The following is a 25,197-nucleotide window of genomic DNA, read 5'->3' as shown; positions in this document are numbered from 1 at the left end:
ATAAAAGGAATTTGAAATGTACCAAGACCATATCGTCATTGACGGATTACAGTATAGCCATTGGGATCGTAATTATTTCAAGATGCTGCAAGCCAGTGGTATCAATGCGGTACATGCCACTTTGGTATACCACGAGGATGCACGGCAGACGATGACTCGCTTTGCCGAGTGGAATAGCCGCTTTGAACAAAACTCAGACCTGATCTTACCGGTGTATTCAGTGACTGATATTGAGACAGCGAAACAACAGGGCAAAGTGGGTATCTTTTTTGGCGCACAAAACTGTTCACCGATAGATGATGAGATTGGTTTGATTAGTGTCATGCGTCGCTTGGGATTGCTGATTATGCAGCTGACTTATAACAACCAAAGTTTACTGGCAACCGGTTGTTATGAACAGAATGATAGTGGCATTACGCGTTTCGGTCAGCAAGCCATAGTCGAGATGAATCGAGTCGGGATGATTATTGATATGTCACACAGCGCTGAGCAATCAACGCTTGAGGCTATTGAGATATCCAAGCGTCCGATATGTATCAGTCATGCGAATCCGACTACCGCGCATGAAGCGTTGCGTAATAAATCTGACACCGTTATTAGTGCTTTAACCAAGGCAGGTGGCTTATTAGGCTTCAGCTTATATCCGTTTCATTTACCGAATGGCAGTGATTGTACGTTAAATGATTTTTGTACCATGATTGCTGATTGTGCTGATAAATATGGCGTTGAGCATTTAGCGATTGGTAGTGATTTGTGCCTTAACCAACCACAAGCAGTACTCGAGTGGATGCGTAACGGTCGTTGGTCAAAGGAAATGGACTATGGTGAAGGCAATGCTAATAACTCAGGTTGGCCAGATACTTTGCCGTGGTTTGCGGGCAAGGATGGTATGGAAAATATTTATAACGGTTTATTAAAACATGGCTTCAATGATAAAGATGCTGGAAAAATCATTGGACAGAATTGGTTTGATTTTCTTGAGAGTGGCATAAAACCTATCGCTTAAAAGTCTCATACAGAATTCACTATTTTGTAAGGAAAAATATTATTTGAATAATCGAAAATAAAGTATGGAAAGGCGAAGTAAGACAAGATAAAGCTGTTTAGAGGTCACTCTAATTTAAATGACGCAACATTATCATATGGAGCCACACCATGGCTGATTTAAAGGGATTTGACAGTAAAGATAGTGGGCAAGGACGCTCAGTTAGCACTGATAAAACAGCGGATACGGATACTTTGGGACTTAAAAATCCAGCTTTTTGGTACAGTGGCGGTTTTATTATTGTCTTTGTTTTAATGGCGATCTTTGCAGAAGAGCGCTTATCAACAATAATTGATTTAGGCTTTACTTGGTCGGCCAATGTTTTTGGTCCTTTTTGGCAACTTCTGCTGCTGGCGACGTTTGTGATTGCCTTAGCCGTTGGCGCTGGCCGCACTGGACGGGTCATCTTAGGCAACCTACCAAAGCCTGAAATGGATAATTTTAAATGGATGGCCATTTTATTTTGTACATTGCTTGCGGGTGGCGGGGTCTTTTGGGCAGCCGCTGAACCTATCGCTCATTTCGTTAGTGCACCGCCTGTATATGCTGAAACAGCTGATATCCAACAACGCGCTTTTAATGCGCTATCCCAATCGTTTATGCATTGGGGTTTCTTAGCATGGTCAATTGTTGGTAGCTTAACCGCTATTGTGGTTATGCATTTGCATTATGATAAAGGGTTGCCGCTTAAGCCGCGTACGCTCTTATATCCTGTCTTTGGTGACCGCGTACTTACCGGTCATACTGGAGCGATTATCGATGCCTGCTGTATTGTCGCCGTTGCTGCCGGTACGATTGGTCCCATTGGCTTTTTAGGTTTACAAACCAGTTACGCACTAAATACTTTATTCGGTGTCCCTGATACTTTTACCACCCAGCTGATTATTATTGTATTTGCTATTGCCCTTTATACCCTCTCGGCAATCAGTGGACTTGCCCGAGGTATGCAAATACTTAGTCGTTTTAACGTCATACTGGCTGTCGCACTAATGGCCTTTATTATCATGTTTGGGCCAACTAAGTTTATCGTGAATGGCTATATTCAAGGCGTTGGCACGATGGTCCATAACTTTATTCCGATGGCAACTTTTCGCGGTGATGAAGGCTGGCTTGGTGGCTGGACGGTGTTCTTTTGGGGTTGGTTCTTGGGTTATGGCCCGATGATGGCGATCTTTATTGCGCGTATCTCGCGCGGTCGTACCATTCGCCAATTAATTACGACGGTTTGTATTATTGCTCCATTGGTTACCTGCTTTTGGTTCACGGTCGTTGGTGGTACAGGTCTGGCTTTTGAGATTGCAAATCCAGGAAGTGTCAGCACTGCTTTTGAAGGGTTTAATCTTCCTGGTGCGTTGTTAGCAATCACTCAACAGTTACCGTTTCCTTTAATTACCTCGTTACTATTTATCATTTTAACCATGGTCTTTATTGTCACTACTGGTGACTCGATGACCTATACCATCAGTGTCGTTATCAGTGGCGAGCGCGAGCCCAACGCTATCATCCGTACCTTTTGGGGCATCATGATGGGGGTAACGGCTATTGTTTTAATCTCGCTTGGTGAAGGTGGCGTGACTGCCTTGCAATCCTTTATCGTGATTACCGCTGTGCCTGTGTCCTTTATTCTTCTACCATCGTTATGGAATGGACCAAAAATTGCGCAGCAAATGGCGCACGATCAAGATCTTTATCGTCCTAACCGAGTAGAAACTGATCATAGAATCGCTGAAGAAAAGCTTGCTAAAGAAAACATTACCAAAGAAATAGATTAAGGTCGTCATTGATATAGCGGGTAATTTATTTGCTAATGGACACCAGTCATTAGAATTATCAAGTAAATTATTGGCTTAACCCATTATTTAAGGTGATAGCTATATGGAACATACTTTGCCAAACAATGAAAAGCTAGCTAATGGAAATTTAGACGCCGTCAGCTTCCGTACACCTGATGTAGTGATGCACTCTGAAAGGCTGGGCGCGATGCACCAAACCCGTATCAGCTTTGTGCGCTCATTGCTACGTAAAATTGATAAAGAAAATTGGACGTTAAGCAAGCATCTATGGGATTTAGATACGGATGGCTACGGGCAAGTGATTTACCGCTTGCAAACGCCTGAGCACGTTTATCACTTAGTCGTATTCTGCAACCAAATTGCCGATGAAGAACGTAACGATCGCGTGATTGCGCAAAAGTGGGATGTGACGTTTGCTTTGGTTTATGGCGAAATAGGCGATGAGTTATTGGCAAACCTAAAAGCAAATGTGCCGCTACAAGAAGCAGGGCGCAATTCTAATATGGTTATGGTGTTGGCACGGGCAAATAAAAGCGTGCGGGTCTTCGATCATATCGTTAGCTCGCTTGCTGAGGGGCAGCAGCCTGACCTTGATGTACTGGCACAAGTCGGTTATATCCTGCGTACTACTGCCGTCTATGGCAATGGCAAGTTTGGTATTTTTGACTTTAAACCGTTAGATCATAGCGAAGATTTTAATCAGTCTTTTCGCGCGCAGATGTGTGCGGTCTATCTACTGCGTGAATTCAGCCTTGATTTGGTGGACTATTTGGCTAAGCAAAAAGGTGGCGATAAAGCAGTTAGCTTACATACAGAGATCAAGCGTTATTTAGGTATTGGTAATGCCACCGGTCTTGGAATGGCCCCTTATTTAATTAACCATCCTTGTGTCGTCGATCAATGGTTAAGTACCCGTGAAGGCGCATTACAAGCCGTGTTGGTCTGTGATATCGAGCCTGAAGCTAACCATAACAAAATACAAAAATTCTCAAGTTTAATGAATCGCGCCATCCAGCATTTCTCTGAAGTGGTTACTATTAATGAGCCACAAATCCTACTTAATAGTATCGTCGTTGATGAGCTGACAAAGTTGCAGAATAATCTCACAACTGAACTTGCAGTCTGTAGCACTTGGGCTGAATTTTTACAGCGCAATGACCATCTTAGTTTTGAGAGCCAAGAGGTCATTATCTCTTGCATGATGGAGCTTTATCCTGAGCGCGTTGATGGGTTCGCCGAGCAAGTCAATGCAGATGAGAGTATGTCGCTACCCAGTGGTAAAATCGTGCAAGAGCTTATAGACGTCTTAGAGGATCGTTATCAATGGGCAATCAACATTGATTTTGGAGCAGAAGATAATGTTTACTGGTTTTGGTATCGCTCTGAAGATAAAGAAGAGCCAAGAATGGGTATACGCGGTCAAGAACATGGCGACGATAAAGAGTTTCTGTTAGATATTGGCCGGCAAGCGAATGCTTTATATTTAGCCTTGCAGCAAGCCGATTCGCAGCAGCTTATTTCAGAGTTCATTTTAGGGCAGCCAAAGTACCGCTCAATTGCTCGACGAGTTTGGACCATGGGCCATAAAAAGATGGGTGATATTCAAATTAATGTGCTGCAAAAAACCGCCTTACCTATGCATCTGTTACGCTGTAAGTTATCGATGTTTGGCGCCACCAAATTTGATCCAAGATCTGACCGCTGGGTGCGTGTGACCTTGTTCCAAGGTGCGCCGTTATTTGATGAAGTACATAGCGATGAGTGGTTATTTCCCTTATTGCCAGTCTTAGACTAGTAATCGAAAACGAGCCAGTTACTGACATATTTATTCGTACAACAAGGAGCGTTGAGACATGATCGTATCGCATAATGAAATCGTCACGACGGTAAACAAAGCCTTTTTAGGCATGCAGCGTGAAGTAGGTGAAGCAGATTTGATTGCCTCTATGGTGGCAGAGCTACAGATGGCTGGCCTCAACGGTATCCTACACTTTAACAATGCCAGTCCTTTTATTCTGTCTGAGCGTGATATGCCTATTGATATTGTCTCTCAAGGCGAGGGTGAAATCAGCTTAGATTTACATGGAAGTAGCTTAGTCTGTCACCTACCAGTAGTGATGGATTATGCGCTTGAAAAAATGGGCAATCGTGAGCATTTTAAAATCTATTTACACAACTGTCATAACCGCTGGTTAGCCTATAGTGAGCTGGTAAATCTGGCTGCAAAAGGTATCGCTTGTCTGGCTAAATGGGATAATGGTACAGCACCGAAGCATACTTTATTTACCTTGAATCAAGGTTTTGTCTATCCTGATATCTATTATTTTAATGAAGCACAGGACAATTACAATACCAATGATATGGTTATTGAGCTTGCGACATCGAATTTTGATATTGAACAAGAAATCGAACACTTTGACCGTAAAGTGTCAACGGACGAGCTGTTTGCAACGCATAAACGCGCTTGGAAAGAAGGTATTTATATTGATGATGGGCAGTGGGCAACACTTAAGAAAAGTGCTGCAGCGATACTGGTCGAAAATAGCGAAGCGTCAAGTAAAGGGGCAGGTGGCGTGTAGACTATGATAAGACTTTCAAGAATAGGTTTAAAACCATGTTTTTTCATCTATTTCTTGAAATAAATTGATTGTTAGTTAAAGCTATTAATGTTGATGCCAACCTTGATCAACGATAGCGATAAGTCCAGTATGAAAATTTAGTTTGGTAGTCTGCTGTTATTGTGATGCTCAAAGAGTGCTAAAAGGAGTAAGGCATGAGTGATTCATCAGATAATGTCGAAGATTATCTAGAAGGGAACCCTGCTAGAAGAGAACTTTTAAAATAAAAGAAAAACCTAAATATAGCTGATGTGTTGCTGCTAAAAGGGCGAAATTCCACGCACTGATATCTAAAGTCTAAAAGCAATGCTCAGGTACGTTTAGCTCAGGCAAGTTCACTAGCTGATGAATAGTTGTGTTAAAATTTACTTTAAATTTTAATTAACGTGCGCTAAAAAAGCAGTCTGTCGGTTGACGCTAAAATTATTTCGCTGAGTAGGACAGTTTAAGCTTTACAACTTCCGACTCTATATTGAAATAATACTGTAGATTTAAAGGCGCACTCACAGACCTCATCGCTAGGAAGTTTACATGATAATCCGGCAGACACCAAATGCATTCAAAATCCTTTTTACCCTGCGCGGCTCTGTAATTCCACACATTTATCCCCAAGTTTTACTCATTACCCTGCTTAGTGCCTTAATATCAGCGGTTCAGCACTGGATTCCAAGCTATTTTACCTCTTATAGTACCGCGCCATTTACCTTGCTGGGCATCGCGTTGTCTCTGTTTTTAGGTTTTCGTAACAATGCCAGCTATCAGCGCTGGTGGGAGGGTCGGTGCTTGTGGGGTCAGTTGGTATTTGATTCGCGTAGCTTAACGCGTCAAGTGCTCTCATTTATAGATGAGGAAACAGAAACCGGACGGCAGACCCAGCAACGTATGATTCACCTTAACATTGCTTTTACTCATGCGCTGCGTCATCGACTTCGGGGTACGTCGCCGTGGGAAGACGTTGACCGTTTTGTAGAGCCTGAATATCACGACAGCATGCGCCAAGCGCGAAACCTACCCGAGTATCTCATGCGACTGCTGGGCAAACAGCTCGGCTATAGTCGCCGCCAGCAGCTAACCTCGGATCTTATGATACAAAATATGGATGAACGTCTGACATCTATGACAGTGGTCTTGGCTGCCTGTGAGCGCATTCATAGTACACCCCTGCCATTTGCTTACATCCTATTGGTGCATCGCACGACTTATCTGTATTGCTTTATGTTGCCTTTTGGCTTGGCAAATTCTTTAGGCTGGGTCACCCCTTTAGTCTGCGGCGTCATTGCCTACACTTTTTTCGGTCTCGATGCGCTCAGTGAAGAGATAACGGATCCTTTTGGTGTGGCTGCCAACCATTTGCCACTGACGACGATATCGCGCACTATCGAAATTAACCTACTAGAAGCCTTAGGAGAAAGTGAGATTCCACCTGATATTGTTCCTATAAAAGGTTACTTACAGTAAATGGTATGCATTGAATGATTGGCATATAGTAGGTCTTTGTTATGTTTACAACTCAAAAATAATTCTATTTAATCTCAAAATTCAACGTTATATACATTACGAAGTACACGACAACTATATCAAAAAATTGTTGTCAACATCACTACAAGTTTAAGTCCTAACCAAAGGGTAGAGCTATTTAATAAGCACTGGCTTGTAGCTACTGTAAGTAATAAGCTTGATCTTCATCTGTATTATAAGCCAAACCAATAATCAAGTCATTTGGCTCAATGCCTTTCAGCTGAAAATCACTTTGCCATTGCTTCGGTGTAGAGTACATAAACCAAGTTTTAAGGGTGCGAAAAACGAAGCGGTGATTGCTGAACTCTAAATTAAAACCTTTTTGCTGACTATCCATCAGCGAGGGTTGTGATGACTGTAGACGGCTAAAAAATACATCATTTGGTGAATGCGGCATACAAGCCCATACAGTTTGCATGGACAAAAACGTTATGAGCAAAATAGGTATGCGATATAAAAAGCGCATTTTATAATCCTTCTTTTGGGAGTTAGCTCACTAGACGTTTATTTGGTACGAATAATAATTCGATAAACATCACTACATAGTGTCCAAACAAACCAAATCAATACAGCAGCACACGAGCCAAAACTAATAATGATAATGCTTATTCTAATACCGCCATCCAGACCACCATTCCAAATATGGGGTGCAATAGGTGGTCCCATCGTGGCAGCGGAAGCTAGTAAATAGCCTAATACCACAGAAAAGCTCGTAATCATAAGGCGTATAACTATTATTATTGCAGTATCAACCCAGCTATCTTCCTTTTTATGTTTTAAAAAATTTAACATGATTATCCTTTTTGTTGGCTACTTAACTCTTTATCTATTGCCGCCAACTAAGGTTTATTCACTTGCCCCAAAAACAATATCGCATCGGTTTTATTTTCTTTTATGATAAACATAAATGGATGATCGGCTTTAAATTGCACAGGATAAGACATACCAGTATACATACCCACAGCAGCCGTCGCTGCTGCCGCTTCCGTCCCTTTTTCATCGACGGTGACTACTGCTTGATGATAAACCTCATCGAGCTTTATCGGTGGGCCATCAGAAAATAAGTTAAATTCAGCCCCATTCTGAAACGCTTTTGGCATACCCATATCAGCGAGCAATGTTTTCATCTGATAACGCGCATCTAACTTAAATTTTGGCAGATGAAGGTTCACGTCTTGCCTTACTAAGCCTACACTCCATTGTTCAATTTTAGTCGCACTTAAACGCTTGGCTAACTGCTGCATAGCAAGCTTGTCGTTGAATTTGGGTAATACCACGAGCATGGATAAGTTGTCACCCTTGTAAGGCAATTGTACGATCTGTACCTGTTTGTCCTCATAATAGTCAAAATAAGACTGTTGCTGCATTATCTGGACGGTAGAGGCTCTGCCTATAGCATTATAAAAAGGCTGGGCACTGGTTTTTGCAGCCGTAAAAGGCAGGGTCCAATCCCCCTTAAAATAGACGGCGTTGGTTAGTACCACGGCAGTATCAGATTGAATGCTACCCTTGGGTAGTAATTCAGGAATCAACTGATTGGTTTTCTCAGCAATTTTTTTATTCATAGTCTGACGCGCGGGATCAGGACTGCCTTCAAAATCAAGAGCGGTCACTTGGCCGCTGTAATAATGTTTCACTGTATCTGCGTACGACTTATTGAGGGTTAGCCCTTGTTGCATCCATAAGTCATTGACGGTGGCAAGTTTGTAGTCGGGATTGGGTTTATTAAATTGATTATAAAGCGCGGTGCTATTGGGGTTGAGTATATCCATTGACGGATAATTAAAGGTTTTCTGAATTTGTGCTTTCGTTTCCCCTTCCGCTGCGGCGTATAGCATGGCCATCGCCGTAGACAAGCTATACGGCGAGAAAAATACGTTTTTTTCTGCTTGCTGCGGCTGCCCATTTATCTGCTGATACATCTCAATGGCGAATTGATTGTTGGCAGTGACGACTTCAGCATTACCCTCGGATGTTGCGACAGTATTCACTACCTCAGTTGAAAGCGCTTGGTTATCAATAGCTGTCTGATTATGAGTAATCATGTCTGTAACAGCATCAGTTCCATTATTTCTTATGGTATTGTCGCAGCCACCGATTATCACTAATAGGCTACTGATCGCCAATGCACCTATAACACGATTATGGTGTGATGTTTTAAAATAATGATACTGGTTACTTTGCATAGCTGACTCACTAATAGTTTAGAGTTAATGTTATGGCATTCTAGTGTCATGCCTACCCATTGTTTACACTCAAATGTATACTAGTGCAATTAAAAAATATTATAAAAATTCTGCTGCTACTCATCACGTGTGTATCTGCCTATGGCGTACTAAACGTCTGAATTAGCAAGTATGGACATGGAAACTCTATTGAGTGTGTTTATGACAAGCAAAAAAAATCCTCAGAACTCAATGCAATAGTGGCGCTGGTTTAACATATGGTCCTTATGCTATGTTAGAAATTAAGGATAAAACACATGAAAGCACATCCTCTAAAAGCCTTTTGAGCTGAGCTATGCTGAAGAAATAATGGAGATAAACTTGGTAAGCTGACCACTCGACGAGGAGTTTACCATGACGAGGAAATGCAGAGCTATCGTGCAGAATTTAAAGTAGAAGCTGTCAAAAAAACTGCAGACAACAACGGTAACTTGAGTGCTACGGCTCGGCAGGTATGAATAACGATGCAAACGTTATCCAATTGGCAAGATAAAGCGAGTGAAGGTAAACTCAAAAGCACTAAAGAATACGATCCGCAATTGATGGCTATTATAAAAGAGAAAAAATGCTCAAGTTGGGGGCTGAAAGTAGCTAAAGACGAGCATGAGGTATTAAAAAAGGCCACAGCGTGCTTTGCCAAAGATAGCTCGTGGAGTATGCTTTGATTAAAGCCAACCAGAAAACCTTTAGCATTACTCTTATGTGTCGTGTATTAAACGTTAAACCATCAAGCTACTATGACTGAATAAGTCATAGCATTAGTGAGCAGAATATCCACAGAAGCCAGTGTGAACTACTGGTTAGAGTGGCGCATACTAAGACCAAACAGCGCTATGGCGTTGATCACAATTGAAAGCATAGCTCAAAACACAATTTGAGCCCAGTCTCTTCATCTACTGGATAAGCAAAGATACTATTTTCTCACCATACACCGTTCGAGCTCTCACCATAACTTTGAATTACATTCAGACCTTACTTAAAAAGGGCAGGGCTCAACATAGATAGCTTGCTAAAATAATAATTTCTAATCTGTTGTTAGTGTTGTTTTAGAAATTATACTAAGAAATTGAATGAGAGATTACAACTGTCGAAAAAATGTTATATTTGAGTTTATAATGGTAAAGATAGATATTAATTGCCCTGACTGCGACTTTTAAAATATTATTATAGAACCTGATTAAGGAAAATTTATGCATATCACTGATAATTTCGATGCCGGTAATATTGACGTTATTAATTTAGAAAATAAAAAAGACATTCAATTGGCTATTCGTCCGGACGTTGGTGGCGAGTTTTTCCAATGGTTTAACTTTCGTGTAACCGGTCAGGTTGGCGAGCAATATATTCTTAACATTCTTAATGCAGGTGAGGCGTCATACCTTGAAGGGTGGGAGAACTACCAAGCGGTTGCCTCAACCGATCGTCAGCATTGGTTTCGTCTGCCAACCTCTTATAAAAACGGAAAGTTAACCATAGTGGTAGATATGGAGTATGAAACCATTCAAATTGCTTATTTTGCCCCTTACAGTTACGAACGTCATCAAGATTTATTAGCAGCCGTACAACTGCATCCGTTAGTGACTTTAGAGCATTTGGGAGAGACCCTTGATAAGCGCGACTTAACCTTAGTTAAAATTAGTGAGGATGATAGCAATAACGAAGGCAATGATAATAAGAGCAAACACAATATTTGGATTACTGCGCGTCAGCATCCTGGTGAGACGATGGCTGAATGGCTAGTCGATGGTCTAATGCATAGCTTGTTAGATAGTGACAATGCCACTGCTAAGTTGTTATTAGATAAAGCCAATTTCTATATTGTGCCTAATATGAATCCTGATGGTAGTGCGCGCGGACATCTCCGTACGAACGCAGTCGGTACTAACCTAAACCGTGAATGGTTAAAGCCAAGTTTAGAAAAAAGCCCTGAGGTATTTCATGTGGTTAATAAAATGGAAGCGACTGGTGTTGACCTGTTTTATGATGTGCACGGTGATGAAGCATTACCTTTTGTGTTCCTTGCCGGCTCTGAAGGTACGCCAAGTTATAATGACCGCCTCGCGCGTCTACGAAATAGGTTTTCAGAAGTATTAAAAATAGCCAGTGCTGATTTTCAGTCTGAATTTGGCTATGACGTTGATGCGCCGGGTACAGCGAACATGACTGTTGCAACCAACTGGGTGGCCGAACGTTTTGACTGTCTTGCCAACACTTTAGAGATGCCTTTTAAAGATAACGATAATGTACCCGACGCGGAGACAGGTTGGTCACCAGAGCGCTCTATTAAATTAGGGGAAGCCTCGTTAGTTGCTATGTTGGCGGTCGTTGATGAGTTACGTTAGTCAATAATTAGGCGTCAGTTGAACGCGTTTATCATTAATATCTCTCACAATGCTTAATATTCTATATTTCCCATTAATCTTATAATGAAAGTCATCACCTTTGAGTTTGAGCTCTCTATTATCAAACCCCAAGTTTCTTATGCTTACCCAAGCAAAAATAGATACTCTAAATGTTCCTGTAAGACTTATGAGTCAAGGCATATAAGGATATTTAGTGTGTCTGTAATAATTAATTTACTTTAAATTGTACGTATTGTTTATAATTTATTACCTATAGGTTTAAAGCGCTTGATGCAAATGCTAGAAGCATATAGAAAGACCGCTTAATATTTAATAAACCTAACCAGCTTAGTGCTCTAATATAAGGAATAAATATTGACCTTTTGTATAAATAATAATCACATTTTTCTACACAGACGATAGTGAAAAATGAACACCAGTGAAACACTGAGCTTATAGCAGATAGGTCGACACCTGTATAGCGAACCGATTGAAATTTAACGAAAGTTAGTTCGAACGTCAGGAAATCTTAGCCGCGTAGAGCTTCTGTATCAGTCTCACTAGGGTGTGCCATATAATGTTACGTACAGTTATTTGGCTTGTTTTAGTGCCACCAATCGATAGGTCATCAGTAAAAAGACGACTGTCTGACTACCCGCATAAAATAATAATAAAGGGAGTGCTCGACTGTCAGATCCGACCATAAACACATGGATGCTAATGAACATATAAGCCGTAAACGTTAAAAAGTGCAACCAGCGCCATGCTGATTGACCAATATATTTTTTAATATAAAAGCTGAAGGCACAGATAAATAATAACCAAAAACCCAACTGTCCCAAGGCTACGCCCACACGTTCAGTTTGGAAGCCAAAAGGTAGTAAGATTTGCCATAGGTTAAGGTTTAGAAAGTTATCTGCTAATAAAATACCGGCATGAAACGCTGCAAAGCCCACTGCAAGCAAGCTTAAATACTCATGCAACGCAAATACCCGTGCCGCATTAAAATGCTTGCCTAAACGCGTACTCAGTAATAAGCCAAAAACGACTGCCAACCAGAATAAAGTATAGGCAATAACCCCACTTGCCCGTGATAAATACCAAAAGTGCTTATCAGTGCTGGTCAGTAGCTGAGAGGCGGTCTCTCCCCAAGTTAACAACGCATAGCCACCGATGCTGATAGCCATACTCAAAATTAAGCCAATCCATAAAACTTGAGTAATAAGAGTTGTGTTGGAAGTAGTATGACTGCTGGTAGGATTGTCAATGTTCATAACTATGCTCCTATGCTAGAAATAAATTTTGGTTGGACTAAATGTTCACCAATAGCAGAGGTCGTCATCATTTTGTTATTTGTATCGATTAAGAGTGCAGCAATATGATGTTTATCGAGCCATGCCAACGCTTCTTTGACACCAAGAAGCACGCAGTATTTAGCGTACACTTCTGCTGTTAGGGTATCCGTAGCCAATACGGTTGCTGTTAACACGTCGCTGGTTACTGGACGAGAATAATGCGGGTGAATTAAATGATGTTGCCAGCGACCTTGATGCCACCAGCGCCGATAGTCTTGCCCAGACGTGGCGACAGCACCCATGCTGAGTTTAAGAATCGCAACATCTTCTTCCTCTTGAAAGTGCTCACCATTAGTAAGGTAAGGTTTAGCAACTGCAACTCCCCAAGTGACTGGTTTATCTATTTGGTTTCTTGGAACACCAATCGCCATATCGCCACCCATATCTACTAAGCAGGGCAACTGCCAGTCATGAACGTGGCTAATGTGCTCAGCCAATTGCATAGCGCACCAGCCTTTGACACAACCGTTCAAATCGAGCGCCATTCCAGATGGAAGATATACTTGATGCTGCCCATTAGATAATTGGCGAAGCTGGATACGCTCTATCCGCTTATGGTTATGGTTTAATTTAAAGTCATTCGTTATAAGTGTATCTTGCAAATTTGCACTGGTATTTAAGTTAGCGTTTGAGTTTGCATTTGAGCTAACCTTTGAACCAGTGATGGGCGCGGATGGCTCAGACATTTTTGGCAAAGTCTCAAAGGAATACTGATAGCCTGCGTCACAAAGGGGTTTAAGCAAGGTGGGCGTTACCAAACCTTGAGTCTTTGAGACAAAATGAATGGCACACTGTAAAACCTCGAATAGCTCTGGGCTTACCTCAAGCCATTGGTTGGTCTGGCTATTAAGTTTCATCAGTTCACTGCTGTCATCAAAACGACTGAATGTTTTTTCCCAATGCGCTAAGCGCTGCTGAACATAATTTGTCAGCATTGCAATCTGGTGGTCTATTTCTTTCTTTGAATACCGCGTGTTTAGCTTTGTCATATTTAAACTGACTTGAATATGACACCCCATCGCCAATAGTTTAATAGTTACCAGTTCAGGTATATTTTTATCGGGCATATTGGTTTGCATTCGCTATCTCCCTTACCACAAACTTAAATTCAATCACCGTTAAATTTTTCTTCATTTATTGAGAAGAACGCGTACGGGCGACAACCCTTATTGCCTGGGCAGGCGCTACCTCATTGACCTGTCGCAACTGGCTGATATCAATAATTGACATTGGCTCAACAGTTACCTCATTATTCTGAGGAACGGTAGCGCTCAATAAAGCAGTATCCATAGCTGGCGTATCTGTCTCTTGATTGAGTAATAATAGCCATCCCGCCATAGTGCCTGCAATCGAGACCATCATAATGCTGCTTTTAAGGGTGGCAAAAGGATCTGCTTTTTTAGCCGTCTGGTTAGAAGCTCTATTAACGGCTTGGGTCGGATGCGATTTGATATTAGTCGTCGTAGCTATCCTCATCAAAGCCATCCTCATTATGCTGCTGATAGCTGGTGGTGATTAAACGACCTTTCTCTTTATAGTCTTCGTCATCGTGTTTTTTGCTGTGGTGTTTATCACTCTTATGTTTATCATCGTCGTGACGCTTATCTTTATAATCATCGTCATCATCCTCAACGTAATCGTTGTTGGTAGCGACTGGATTAAGAACCGTTCCAAGGTTGGCATCAATATAAGTGGCACCACTGTCTAATAGCACCTCATAAGCGGCTGTGCCGTTATAGTTGATAAGCTCTGGGGTAGCCTGCAATATCGCATCAGGCGCATTTTGTTTGGCAAGCTCATTTGCTTGCGCAGCGGTAAGCGCAGCAAGGGATGATGGCTGGGTAGATTGAGGCTGCGTGATAGGATTGGTAACTGACAGGACGTTATCAACGTCAGGCGATTGGGTGGATAAAGCAATAACACCGCCAAAGAATACTAAGGAGGTCGCACCGACTGTCAATAATAAGGGTTTTAATAGAGGTAGGCTCATAGTATGTACTCCGTATATGTTATTAGGGAATACAACTAGCATACGGGGTGAATATTAACTCAACCTTAAGACAGCAGCGTTTAAGTTTTTATAGCTTTTTTTAAAGGATTATTGATAGTTATTTTTTATTGCTTATGGTTACGATAAAGCCCGTTTCTGGCTCGGAGCAGTTGGTAAACTCTAATTTGAGGTCATGTAGTTCTGCTATTCGATTGGCGATTGATAGCCCGAGACCGCTACCCAATTGGCTTTGACCGGCTGGACGATAAAAGCGCTCGCTTAACCGAATGAGTTGTTCTGGTTCTACACCTAAGCCATTATCAACCACTCTAATCGCATTGCTATCAAGCTGAAGTTCAATCTTCGAGCTGTCGGGACAATAGCGAATGGCATTGTCTAATAGGTTACGGATTAACAGTTTAAATAAAATGGGATTGATAAGAATGGGCAAAATATCAGCAGGATTATCACAAATAACGGTGCGTTTTAATTGGATGTGCTTTTCACGAGCATGACGGTTGACGTCACTCAGCACGATATCTGTAAGCAGCAGCCAATCTGGACTTTCTGGTTGCTCATGGGGTAATTGTTGTTGCGGTTCTATTTTGGCTAAAATCAGCAATTGCTCAACTAAGTGAGTGGCACGCTCAATGCCGTCGCTGATTCTCTGGGCATGATAAAATAGCTGATTTTCATCTTCCCCGCCAGACTCTACGCCAGACAATTGCAATATCTGCTGCTGCAACAAATCAGCTTGTAATTTTAATGCCGCCAGTGGACTTCGTAGCTCATGCGAGGCATCGGCGGTAAAACGTTGCTCACGTGCTAGCGTATCTGCTACTTTTACAAATAAAACATTTAATGCAGTTACTAAAGGCTGAATCTCTTTGGGTACGTCTGCTGTGATGGGACTATCGTCTTGCGGTTGACGTTGTTCAAGTTCATCACTAATCTTAGCCAACGGCATAAACCCGCGTCGAATCAACAAAATCACCAAACCCATAAATGCAAATAGCTCAATGAGCATCGGCAGTACTTGTACCGACATGGCATTAATAATCATCTCTTTGCGAGATTCAAGGTTCTGACCAACGGCAATCACCCGATCTTCGTGCTTATCGTCATGGTCATCATGCACATAAAATAAACGCCAACGCTTGCTAAAGGGGTTGAGGCGCTGATAGGCAGAATCCTGTTCTTCTAAAAATCCACGTTGGTCTGGCAAAAAAGCAAAGGATTGACCATTTTCATCAGCCATTAATAGCCGTCCTTCTCTATCCCAAATGGCAAAGCCCATATAGTCGTCTTCAGCTTCGCCAATATCACCTAAACTAAGGTCACCTGATAGCTGTTTGCTGTCTAAGTTATATATTTTGGCGGTATGCTTATTTTCACTTGCCTCTTTCTGATGAGTGTTTTTATCTTCTTTAGGAGTGACCCCTATTAAGTAACGAGCAACTTGAGTGATTTGCGTGTCATTCATCTCATTAATTTCGTGCCAAAGCCGCCACGCAATAAAGCTGGAAGTGAGCACCCAAAGCAGGGGTAGACCAATCAACAGGGAGGTTAATAGCCGTTGCTGAATACTTTTCATAGGCGTACCTATTAGTAGGAGACAAATAGTAGGAGGCAAAGTTTTAGAAGGTGACGTGGACAAGGTAAACGTGGATATATGAATGGTTAGTGATGGCTAATGATGACTATAAGCGGGATTGAGATAATAGCCGATACCGCGTTTGGTCAATATAAAATCGTTGCCCAGTTTTTTACGTAAATGATGAATATGTACTTCAATGGCATTACTTTCGATATCTTGTTGCCAACCATATAGCTTGTCTTCTAAACTCGCTCGGCTGTGGATTTGCTTAGGATGGGTCAGCATTTGCTCTAATATGGCCACTTCTTTAATGGTCAACTCAATAATTTGACCTTGATAAGATACTTGCTGATTGTGGGGCTGATAAGACACCTCACCATAATGAATTTCAGGTTGACTGCGACCCTGACTGCGGCGCATCAATGCTTGTAGACGCGCAATGACTTCATCTAACGCAAAGGGCTTGACCAAGTAATCGTCAGCACCGGCGTTGAGTCCCGCGACACGATTGGCAATGGCATCACGAGCAGTGATAATCAAAACCGGCGTATCGATGTGTTTGGCGCGCCAGTGTTGTAGCACGGTCATACCGTCATCTTTTGGCAAGGTTAAATCAAGCAGTACCGCATCAAACATATCCTCTTGCAGTGCCATTTCACCTTGTCTGGCATCACTAAACCAATCGACCATCATGCCATGACTTTTTAAACCGAGGATAATGCCTTCAGCAATGGTGCTATCGTCTTCTATCAGTAATATGCGTGCCATATTGGTTCCACCGCTTTTTTTACTCAGCTACTGCGTTTATTCCAAATTAGATGGCTTATCCGCCACTATTTTCTTGCCGGTTATCATCGATTTAATCAGATTCTGCCTTTCCCAATAACTCACAAGAATAGCAGAGATAATGTGTAGAGGAACGAGCAGATACAAACTGTTGGCTAATAATTCATGCACCTCTTCAAGTAAATCTTCATTGCCAAGCAGTTCAGTATTACTAAAAATGTCTGACTCCATCAGATAACCTGTCAAGCCTAAGCCTATAATCACCGCCCATAACGATAGTATCATAAGGGCTGGGCTGCTAGTGGATTATGACCAAGGTGCTGCTCATCAACGCGGCGGGCGCTTAAATTTGATAGGTGATGTTTAAGTCGTGTCGGGGTAGGGAAGAAGTTGGTAAAGCGTGCATAGCGCGTGCCAATTAACCCCCAAAGTAAGCGTATAACCACCAGTCCTACTACGGTATAACCGACATAGGCGTGCAAATCGCTACCGTCTTCGGTAAAGAGTAGATTGGCAATAATACCAGCTGCCACTGTCCAGTGCGTCACTCTTACCAAGACATCCCAAACTTTTACTTGTCTGGTTTTAGGCGTATTTGCGACAGTTATGATAGAGTCGTCGACCACATTAATTCTGTCTTGTTGGCTCATGGTTAGCACTCCTTTAATGAATCATTTGTTTTTGACGATATCCTGTTGCTAAAAACTAAAGCTAGGCAAGATAACGCATGCAGACTAGAGGTAACATCGTCTGTCTTATCGCTATTACAACAAACAAATCTTAAGGTGAGCTTAGGAAGCTAAAAAATTAAACATTCAAACAGTGATTAATGAGTCATAACATTTATAGAGAGTCCTACTTTATTATGCTAGAAATTTTCTTGTTAGCTTTAGCCCTAGCAGCAGATGCTTTTGCCGCAGCAATTGGTCTTGGCGCTACGTATCAGAGTGAGGCTAAGATACCGTTTCTAAAAACAGCTTTACTGGTTGGTTTTTATTTTGGTGTTGCTCAGGGAGTGATGCCGCTGATTGGTTATGCGCTTGGTTCTACCATGTTGGGCTGGTTGTCTGCTGGGGCGTCTTGGATTGCTTTTGTCATACTGGTCGCGCTAGGTATTAAGATGCTCTATGAATCGCGTTCTGTTAATGATGAGGAGACGCAGATTAATCTAAGTCACCGAACCTTACTGTCTTTGGCGATAGCGACCAGTCTCGATGCGATGGCTGCAGGGTTTACCTTGAATCTGTTGGCAATCAACGCGTATCTGGCATGTTTAATCATTGCACTCACGACAGCTGTTTTAAGTGTTGTAGGCGCTTATATAGGGCGTCAGTCAGGAACGTGGCTTGGCAGTTGGGCAGAGGCTTTGGGCGGCTTGGTGTTAATAGCAATTGGCGTGAATATGGTGGTTTAAACGCAGCCTTATATTTAAGAGTTTTTAATGATGAGTCAAAAATGGGTGTGCTTAAAACACAAGTGTTATGGCCTGACTGAATCAAAAATTAACGTTAAATAATAGATTGAATAAGGACGATGAGTATAATTATTTTAGAACAAGGCGCATTTTAATTCATACTGCTGCTAGATATATGCTAATCCGCCTTCTAAGTATTTATCATTCGTAAGTTTAAAATATATTGCAGGCTTAGTTTTTCATTAAGTAAGTCGTCAAAACTTTCGTTATCCAATCTTTCTTTATGTCATAAACTTACATGCATGAATTTTACTCATCTTTAGTTTAAGTTAAGTCGTTTTCATTCATGTAATGATTCGGGTATGATTCATCACATACACCAATTCGGCTTTATCTAAAAATAATTAAGGTAGTGAATCACCATGAGTAATGAATTTAGCTATTCCATTAAGCGTATCCGTTTTGATGAAAACTATCGTCCTGCAGACAGCACGCGTCTGACGACTAATTTTGCCAATTTGGCTCGCGGTGAGCATCGTCAAGAGAACTTAAGCAAAACCTTAAGAATGATTAATAATCGTTTTAACGCCTTGGCACATTCGGACAATCCGAGCGCAGACCGCTATTCTGTTGAAGTTGATATTATTTCTGCCAATATGGATATTGAAGGCAAGGGTGATGCATTCCCTATCATCGAGATGTTGCAAACAACGATTGTGGATCATAAAGATAACGCTCGTATCAACGGTATGATCGGCAATAGTTTCTCCTCTTACGTGCGCGATTATGATTTTAGCGTCGTATTGTCAGAGCATTTTAATAAAAACCCAGGTGCCCCAACGCCTTCAAGCTTTGGTGATTTACATGGCAAATTGTTTCAATACTTATTAGAGTCAGAAGCCTATCAAGCCAATTTTAATAAAACGCCTGTGATTTGTCTAAGTGTATCAACCAGTAAGACCTATCAGCGTACGGCCAATCAGCATCCGGTATTAGGAGTGGAATACCAGCAAGATGAGTATTCATTGACTGATGATTATTTTCATAAAATGGGCTTAACGGTTCGCTACTTTATGCCTGCTGGAAGTGCCGCGCCATTAGCGTTTTATTTTGCGGGTGACTTGTTGAGCAATTACACCGACCTTGAGCTAATCAGTGCGATTGCGACTATGGAATCGTTCCAAAAGATTTATCGCCCTGAAATTTATAATGCCAACTCGACAGCCGCTCAAGTGTATCAGCCGAGTTTGAAGTACCAAGATTATTCACTTACTCAAATTGTCTATGACCGCGAAGAGCGCAGCCAAATGGCAGTAACGCAAGGTAAGTTTACAGAAGAAGAGTTTATTAAGCCGTATCAAGGCATTCTTGAACAATGGGCTGCAAACTATGAGACTCAAAAGCCTGCCGTAAAAAAACGCGCTGCTTAATGCCGTTTTACTAACTCAAATATAAAAAATTAAAAGACTAAAACAAAGAAGATAAATGACTATGACAACATTATCACCAACATCACTACTATTACCGACCTCAACCGCTGGCAGCTTACCGAAACCCTCTTGGTTAGCAGAGCCTGAAAAAATTTGGTCACCTTGGGCATTAGAAGGTGACCAGCTTATGGATGCCAAACAAGATGCGCTACGGGTGTCTTTGCAGGAACAACTGCATGCAGGGATCGATATCGTTAGTGATGGCGAGCAGACCCGTCAGCATTTTGTCACTACCTTTATTGAACACCTTGATGGCGTCGATTTTAAACAACGCGCAACGGTCAAAATCCGTGATCGCTACGATGCCAGTGTGCCAACAGTTGTGGGCGCGGTGAGCCGTCAAAAGCCTGTATTCGTTGACGATGCTAAATTTTTACGGGCACAAACCGATCAGCCAATCAAATGGGCATTACCAGGTCCGATGACGATGATTGATACGCTATACGATAGCCATTATAAAAGCCGTGAAAAATTGGCGTGGGAATTTGCCAAGATTCTCAATGACGAGGCGCGAGAGTTAGAAGCGGCAGGTGTCGATATTATCCAGTTTGATGAACCCGCCTTTAACGTGTTCTTTGATGATGTAAACGACTGGGGCGTGGCTACGCTAGAGCGCGCTATCGAAGGGTTAAAATGTGAGACCGCCGTACATATTTGCTACGGTTATGGCATCAAAGCCAATAATGATTGGAAAAAGACCTTAGGTTCTGAGTGGCGTCAATATGAGCAAGCATTTCCTAAGTTGCAGCAATCAAGCATCGATATCATCTCTCTTGAATGTCAAAACTCACATGTGCCGATGGATTTGATTGAACTGATTCGCGGTAAGAAAGTGATGATTGGTGCGATCGATGTGGCAACTAATACTATTGAGACCCCTGAAGAGGTGGCCAATACGCTACGCAAAGCCCTGCAATTTGTTGATGCGGACAAGCTCTACCCATCAACCAACTGCGGTATGGCACCCTTGTCTCGTCAAGTAGCACGTGGCAAACTTGCCGCATTAAGTGCTGGCGCGGCTATTGTCCGTAAAGAGTTGACGGCTTAGCACTCAACCACTAAACTTACGCAAAATTTAGTTTTTATAAGTTGTAGCTTTAGCTCAGCACAGCTAAACAATATTCAAATTTAGGATTTAAGCGATGATTGAAGCAAGCGACTTTAGAGATGCAATGGCGTTGTTAACGACGGCGGTTCATGTGGTCACCACCGAAGGCGAATCAGGTGTTCATGGCTTTACTGCATCCGCTGTGTGTAGCGTCACTGATACACCGCCAACTTTGCTGGTCTGCATGAAGCACACGTCACGCTCTCATGAGTACTTTGTTGATAATAAAGCCTTATGCGTCAATGTATTGGGCGCACAGCATGAAGCGCTATCTAATGCCTTTGCCTCAAGATTGGATTCAGCAGAGCGCTTTAAGCTAGGTTCTTGGACACAATTAGCTACAGGTGCGCCAGTTTTAGAAGATGCTTTGGTCAGTTTTGATTGTGAGATTGAGGACATTCAAGAAGTGGGCACGCATAGTATCTTTATGTGTCGGGTAGTCGCTATCAAACAATCCGAGCAAGAGGAAAGTCTGGTTTATTTTAACCGTAGCTATCATCATGTCGGTCAAGTGGAAATCGCTTAAACTCGTGCTTAAATCTCTTGGCTGATGTCTAATAAATTGCTATCAGATCATCATCAAATTAGAAGTAAATATTCCGTGGGATTAATCACTTTTTTAATCATAGGTGCCCTAGCAGGATTCGCTGCGGGGCTATTTGGCGTGGGCGGTGGCCCCATCATCGTGCCCCTGTTATTTATCGTCTTTACTCAAATGGGCTACAGCCCTGACAAAGTTATCCATCTGGCTTTAGGCACATCCTTTTCGACTATTGTTATAATTTATAGGTTGGTTAAATCAGTAGCCTTGTACAGATATATTCAAATATGCAAAGTAAGCTATCACTTGTCGCAAAGTAAGCTATCACTTGTCATAGTAATCCTCTAAAATAAGTACTGTTTCTGCAGACCCTTATTACACAACATGTATCACTTGATACGTATCACCCCAGCAGTCACTGACTGTTCGCTACACCAACGTAAGGCTAATCACAATGACCCCAGTAATTAGAGTCGCCATCGCCGGTTATGGCAACCTCGGCCGCGGCGCCCAAGCCGCTATCAAGCAAAGCCCAGACATGCAGTTAGTCTGTGTATTCAGCCGCCGAGATCCTGCCTCCGTTACTCTTATCGATCCAAGCGTGCCTGTGTACGCCATGGACGATGTTGCACAATACAAAGATGACATAGACGTGCTGATCCTATGTGGCGGCTCCAAGTCTGATTTACCCGAGCAAGGCCCAGCGTTCGCCGGCTTATTTAATATCGTCGACAGCTTTGATACACACGCCAAAATTCCTGAATACTTTGCAGCGCTTGATGCACCGGCTAAGAAAGCCAATAAAGTCGCTATGTTGTCTGTAGGTTGGGATCCCGGTTTATTCTCTATCAATCGTTTGTATGGCGAAGCCATTTTACCAGTCGGCGAAACCTATACCTTCTGGGGCAAAGGCTTAAGCCAAGGACACTCAGATGCGGTACGCCGCGTAGGTGGTGTTAAATCTGGCGTGCAATATACGCTTCCCTCAGAACCTGCTATGGCACGAGTACGCAATGGTGAGCAGCCAACCTTAACCACCCGTGAGAAGCATACCCGCGAATGCTATATCGTGCTGGCAGACGGAGCTGATGCCGATACCGTGCGCAACACCATCGTGACCATGCCGGATTACTTTGTCGACTACGACACCAAGGTGCACTTTATTGACCAACAGACTTTTGAGTCTGAACATGGCAAGATGCCGCATGGCGGCTTTGTCATTCGCAGTGGCGTCAGCGGTATGGACAATGAAACTAACAACCAAGTATTGGAATTTTCATTAAAGCTCGGTAGCAACCCTGAGTTTACCGCCAGCGTGCTAGTAGCCTACGCGCGCGCTACCTATAAGATGAGTCAAGCCGGTGAAACTGGTGCGAGAACCGTGCTCGACGTCGCACCTGGTTTATTGTCGCCTAAGTCCCCTGCGCAGCTGCGCAAAGAACTGCTATAAACGCTAGCGCTGAGCTAAAAACAAAAAGCACCAAGCTATTAAGGCTCGGTGCTTTTTTTGTGTCTACTCTTTGGCACCGCTACTTTAGCTTGTGCAACGTTAATTCTTAAATTTTGGTAACGTTACCTCAGAAAAGATAAAGTATAAATTAATATCTTTGCGCTATGTAGTCAATAGTACTAAGAGGATTGTTGATGATTTAAGTCTTAATTAGTTTATATCGTAAAAGTATATTGCTACTATTTTGAAGCCCATGATAACGAGAGGTTGGGTACCTAATCATTTAGAATATAGATTAATATAAAAATATATTTTTGCGCCAAATTCATATATCTATCGCAATTACCAAGTTCAAAAATGATTGCCTCAAATATTACTTTGTAGTGATTAAAGCTATCACCACGGTTTATTTCATCGCTTATAAATGCTTGTGCTGGCCCTACCAGTTGAACGCCTAACAAAGCTGTAGGTAAGCTCACCACCTACTGTATTATTTCGATTGCTTTTGCGATATTAGAGGCATAAAAATTCCTTTTCTGTATGACATCTAACGTACTTAGGGTCTGCCATGTATAGTGTATTACAAGCATTCTACAACAACGTAGCATTGATGCGGACTCACACCCGCTACGCATATCGGCGCGCTTTCTAAAAGCCGTGAGCTGGCGGGTTTTTTTACGACAACGCCAAACCAAGTTAGGTTCATTTAGAAACTAGTCGCTAGGCTCGGAGCTAAGCGAGGAGTGGACTTTAAAAATGATCAAACTAAGAGGGTGTTCTGCACGGCAAAGAATTTTTTCGGTTTCCCATCTGTTATGCCGTTCTACTTAGAACAGAGTAGAAATATAATTAAAATTAAAAACTAGAACCGAAATTCAGTTTTCTTCCAATAAAAAAAGCAAACCTACCGTGATGATAGATTTGCTTTTAGTGATTTAAATAATTGATTTAAATAACGATATTCTCTTGTGCACCCTTTTCCCATTTAACAATATTGCTAAAGGTAATTTCAGCTCTTCTGACCATGGCTTCTTCTGTTGCATAGCCGATATGCGGAACAAGAACAGTATTTGGGGCAACTAGGATAGGGTAATCTGTAGGAACAGGTGGTTCCATCTCCACTCTATCTAAACCGGCGCCAGCGATGGTTCCATTGTGCAGTGCTTCTGCTAATGCATCATGATCAACAATCGGGCCAATGGCGGTATTGATTAACAATACGCTGTCTTTCATCAATGCCAGCTTATCTTTATCGATTAAGTTTTTGGTCTCAGCGGTTAGTGGGATATGAAGGGTGACAATGTCACTCGCCTTTAAGACGTCATCTAGCGACTTATATTCTACCCCTTTATCCACCAGCTCTTGTTTTACGCTTCTGTTATAAGCAATGACCTTGCAGCCATAAGCCAAACCTAACTTTGCGACTGCACTACCTATGTCTCCAGTACCTAATATGCCTAAGGTTTTGCCATTTAGATCATTCTGTCGGTAACCGTCCTTAGTACCACCCTCGCGGGTTACCGCATCTAACGGTACAATATTACGTAACAGTGCGGTTATTAGCCCAAAGGTCAGTTCGGCTACAGAGTTGGTGCTATAACCAGCGGCATTTGAAACCTTAATGCCTTTTTCTTTACACTTTTCTAAATCGATATGGTTATAACCTGTAAAGGCGATCGAAATATACTTGAGCTTTTCTGCAGCTTCAATAACATCGCCACTCAGTGCTGTGTTAGTGAGCACTAAAACCTCAGCATCTTTTATTCTGATCTTAATAGTCTCATCATCTAATTTTCCATCGTCATATACCACTAACTCATGACCGTTATCCGTTAAAGTTTTTGAGACTAAATTTAATTCTTCATCACTAATTCCTAGAGATTCTAAGATTACAATTTTCATTTTTCCTTTTCCCTTAATTTATT

General features: G+C 42.0%; 23 protein-coding genes and 2 pseudogenes. 13 read left to right on the top strand and 12 right to left on the bottom strand.

From position 1 onward, the window contains the following. Positions 1-16 precede the first annotated feature (16 nt). From ES754_RS02400 to ES754_RS02380, 5 genes are all read left to right on the top strand, one after another. On the top strand, positions 17-1,006 hold the full coding sequence (locus ES754_RS02400) for a membrane dipeptidase (protein ID WP_147221713.1): 990 nt from the start codon (positions 17-19) through the stop codon (positions 1,004-1,006). A gap of 149 nt (positions 1,007-1,155) precedes the next feature. After that, on the top strand, positions 1,156-2,817 hold the full coding sequence (locus ES754_RS02395; RefSeq protein ID WP_147221712.1) for a BCCT family transporter: 1,662 nt from the start codon (positions 1,156-1,158) through the stop codon (positions 2,815-2,817). A 103-nt stretch (positions 2,818-2,920) separates the two neighbouring features. Then, a complete protein-coding gene (locus ES754_RS02390) occupies positions 2,921-4,633 on the top strand; it encodes a hypothetical protein (protein WP_147221710.1) in 1,713 nt (570 codons plus the stop codon). Positions 4,634-4,691: 58 nt separating this feature from the next. Next, a complete protein-coding gene (locus ES754_RS02385; RefSeq protein WP_147221707.1) occupies positions 4,692-5,417 on the top strand; it encodes a DUF3726 domain-containing protein in 726 nt (241 codons plus the stop codon). 570 nt (positions 5,418-5,987) lie between these two features. Continuing rightward, a complete protein-coding gene (locus ES754_RS02380) occupies positions 5,988-6,914 on the top strand; it encodes a bestrophin family protein (RefSeq protein WP_147221705.1) in 927 nt (308 codons plus the stop codon). Positions 6,915-7,113: 199 nt separating this feature from the next. Here ES754_RS02380 and ES754_RS02375 read toward each other — a convergent pair whose 3' ends face one another. The 3 genes from ES754_RS02375 to ES754_RS02365 all read right to left on the bottom strand — a co-directional run bounded on the left by ES754_RS02375 (position 7,114) and on the right by ES754_RS02365 (position 9,160). Continuing rightward, on the bottom strand, positions 7,114-7,392 hold the full coding sequence (locus ES754_RS02375; RefSeq protein ID WP_147221703.1) for a hypothetical protein: 279 nt from the start codon (positions 7,390-7,392) through the stop codon (positions 7,114-7,116). 86 nt (positions 7,393-7,478) lie between these two features. Next, complete coding sequence (locus ES754_RS02370; RefSeq protein ID WP_147221701.1) at positions 7,479-7,694, bottom strand: hypothetical protein; 216 nt, start codon at positions 7,692-7,694, stop codon at positions 7,479-7,481. Between the two features lie 119 nt (positions 7,695-7,813). Next, the gene (locus ES754_RS02365) at positions 7,814-9,160 is read right to left on the bottom strand and encodes a serpin family protein (protein ID WP_147221699.1); all 1,347 of its coding nucleotides are present in this window, start codon (positions 9,158-9,160) and stop codon (positions 7,814-7,816) included. 404 nt (positions 9,161-9,564) lie between these two features. On the opposite strand from ES754_RS02365, the pseudogene ES754_RS12185 reads away from it, so the two are divergent. After that, positions 9,565-10,043 (top strand): annotated as a pseudogene (locus ES754_RS12185) (transposase); the annotation flags it as partial. Between the two features lie 346 nt (positions 10,044-10,389). Next, positions 10,390-11,541, top strand: a complete 1,152-nt coding sequence (locus tag ES754_RS02355; RefSeq protein ID WP_147221695.1) for a M14 family metallopeptidase — start codon at positions 10,390-10,392, stop codon at positions 11,539-11,541. A 590-nt stretch (positions 11,542-12,131) separates the two neighbouring features. Here the strand turns inward: ES754_RS02355 and ES754_RS02350 are convergent. The 8 genes from ES754_RS02350 to ES754_RS12175 form a co-directional block, all read right to left on the bottom strand. Continuing rightward, the gene (locus ES754_RS02350) at positions 12,132-12,815 is read right to left on the bottom strand and encodes a ferric reductase-like transmembrane domain-containing protein (protein WP_147221693.1); all 684 of its coding nucleotides are present in this window, start codon (positions 12,813-12,815) and stop codon (positions 12,132-12,134) included. A 2-nt stretch (positions 12,816-12,817) separates the two neighbouring features. Next, positions 12,818-13,975, bottom strand: a complete 1,158-nt coding sequence (locus ES754_RS02345; protein ID WP_147221692.1) for an FAD:protein FMN transferase — start codon at positions 13,973-13,975, stop codon at positions 12,818-12,820. Positions 13,976-14,030: 55 nt separating this feature from the next. Further along, positions 14,031-14,372: a hypothetical protein gene (locus ES754_RS02340; RefSeq protein ID WP_227677746.1), complete on the bottom strand. Its 342-nt coding sequence runs from the start codon at positions 14,370-14,372 to the stop codon at positions 14,031-14,033. Beyond that, positions 14,350-14,886, bottom strand: a complete 537-nt coding sequence (locus ES754_RS02335) for a PepSY domain-containing protein (RefSeq protein WP_147221688.1) — start codon at positions 14,884-14,886, stop codon at positions 14,350-14,352. The genes ES754_RS02340 and ES754_RS02335 overlap by 23 nt, the downstream gene beginning before the upstream one ends. A 118-nt stretch (positions 14,887-15,004) precedes the next feature. Continuing rightward, positions 15,005-16,480 carry an ATP-binding protein gene (locus ES754_RS02330; protein ID WP_147221686.1) on the bottom strand — a complete coding sequence of 492 codons (1,476 nt, stop codon included), beginning with the start codon at positions 16,478-16,480 and terminating at the stop codon, positions 15,005-15,007. 96 nt (positions 16,481-16,576) lie between these two features. Next, a complete protein-coding gene (locus tag ES754_RS02325; RefSeq protein ID WP_147221684.1) occupies positions 16,577-17,251 on the bottom strand; it encodes a response regulator in 675 nt (224 codons plus the stop codon). A gap of 36 nt (positions 17,252-17,287) precedes the next feature. Then, entirely contained in the window at positions 17,288-17,554 is a 267-nt protein-coding gene (locus tag ES754_RS12180; protein ID WP_228267752.1) for a cytochrome b/b6 domain-containing protein, read from the bottom strand. Next, positions 17,551-17,919, bottom strand: coding sequence for a cytochrome b/b6 domain-containing protein (locus ES754_RS12175; protein WP_228267751.1), 369 nt, complete (start codon positions 17,917-17,919; stop codon positions 17,551-17,553). Before ES754_RS12175 ends, ES754_RS12180 begins: the two co-directional genes overlap by 4 nt. A gap of 215 nt (positions 17,920-18,134) precedes the next feature. On the opposite strand from ES754_RS12175, the gene ES754_RS02315 reads away from it, so the two are divergent. The 6 genes and pseudogenes from ES754_RS02315 (at position 18,135) to ES754_RS02290 (ending at position 23,272) form a co-directional block, all read left to right on the top strand. Continuing rightward, positions 18,135-18,683 carry a manganese efflux pump MntP gene (locus tag ES754_RS02315; RefSeq protein ID WP_147223211.1) on the top strand — a complete coding sequence of 183 codons (549 nt, stop codon included), beginning with the start codon at positions 18,135-18,137 and terminating at the stop codon, positions 18,681-18,683. A gap of 422 nt (positions 18,684-19,105) precedes the next feature. Continuing rightward, positions 19,106-20,113 (top strand): DUF1852 domain-containing protein, encoded by a 1,008-nt coding sequence (locus ES754_RS02310; protein ID WP_147221682.1) that lies wholly within the window; start codon positions 19,106-19,108, stop codon positions 20,111-20,113. Between the two features lie 61 nt (positions 20,114-20,174). Then, on the top strand, positions 20,175-21,221 hold the full coding sequence (locus ES754_RS02305) for a methionine synthase (RefSeq protein ID WP_147223209.1): 1,047 nt from the start codon (positions 20,175-20,177) through the stop codon (positions 21,219-21,221). 94 nt (positions 21,222-21,315) lie between these two features. After that, complete coding sequence (locus ES754_RS02300) at positions 21,316-21,807, top strand: flavin reductase (protein WP_147221680.1); 492 nt, start codon at positions 21,316-21,318, stop codon at positions 21,805-21,807. A gap of 75 nt (positions 21,808-21,882) precedes the next feature. Continuing rightward, positions 21,883-22,062 (top strand): annotated as a pseudogene (locus ES754_RS02295) (sulfite exporter TauE/SafE family protein); the annotation flags it as partial. A gap of 214 nt (positions 22,063-22,276) precedes the next feature. Beyond that, positions 22,277-23,272 (top strand): diaminopimelate dehydrogenase, encoded by a 996-nt coding sequence (locus tag ES754_RS02290; protein ID WP_147221678.1) that lies wholly within the window; start codon positions 22,277-22,279, stop codon positions 23,270-23,272. A gap of 948 nt (positions 23,273-24,220) precedes the next feature. Here the strand turns inward: ES754_RS02290 and ES754_RS02285 are convergent. Next, positions 24,221-25,174, bottom strand: coding sequence for an NAD(P)-dependent oxidoreductase (locus ES754_RS02285; protein WP_147221676.1), 954 nt, complete (start codon positions 25,172-25,174; stop codon positions 24,221-24,223). Positions 25,175-25,197 lie beyond the last annotated feature (23 nt).

It is taken from the genome of Psychrobacter frigidicola (assembly GCF_007997305.1).
GTDB classification, from domain to species: domain Bacteria; phylum Pseudomonadota; class Gammaproteobacteria; order Pseudomonadales; family Moraxellaceae; genus Psychrobacter; species Psychrobacter frigidicola.
This window is presented reverse-complemented; position numbering and strand designations above follow the sequence as displayed.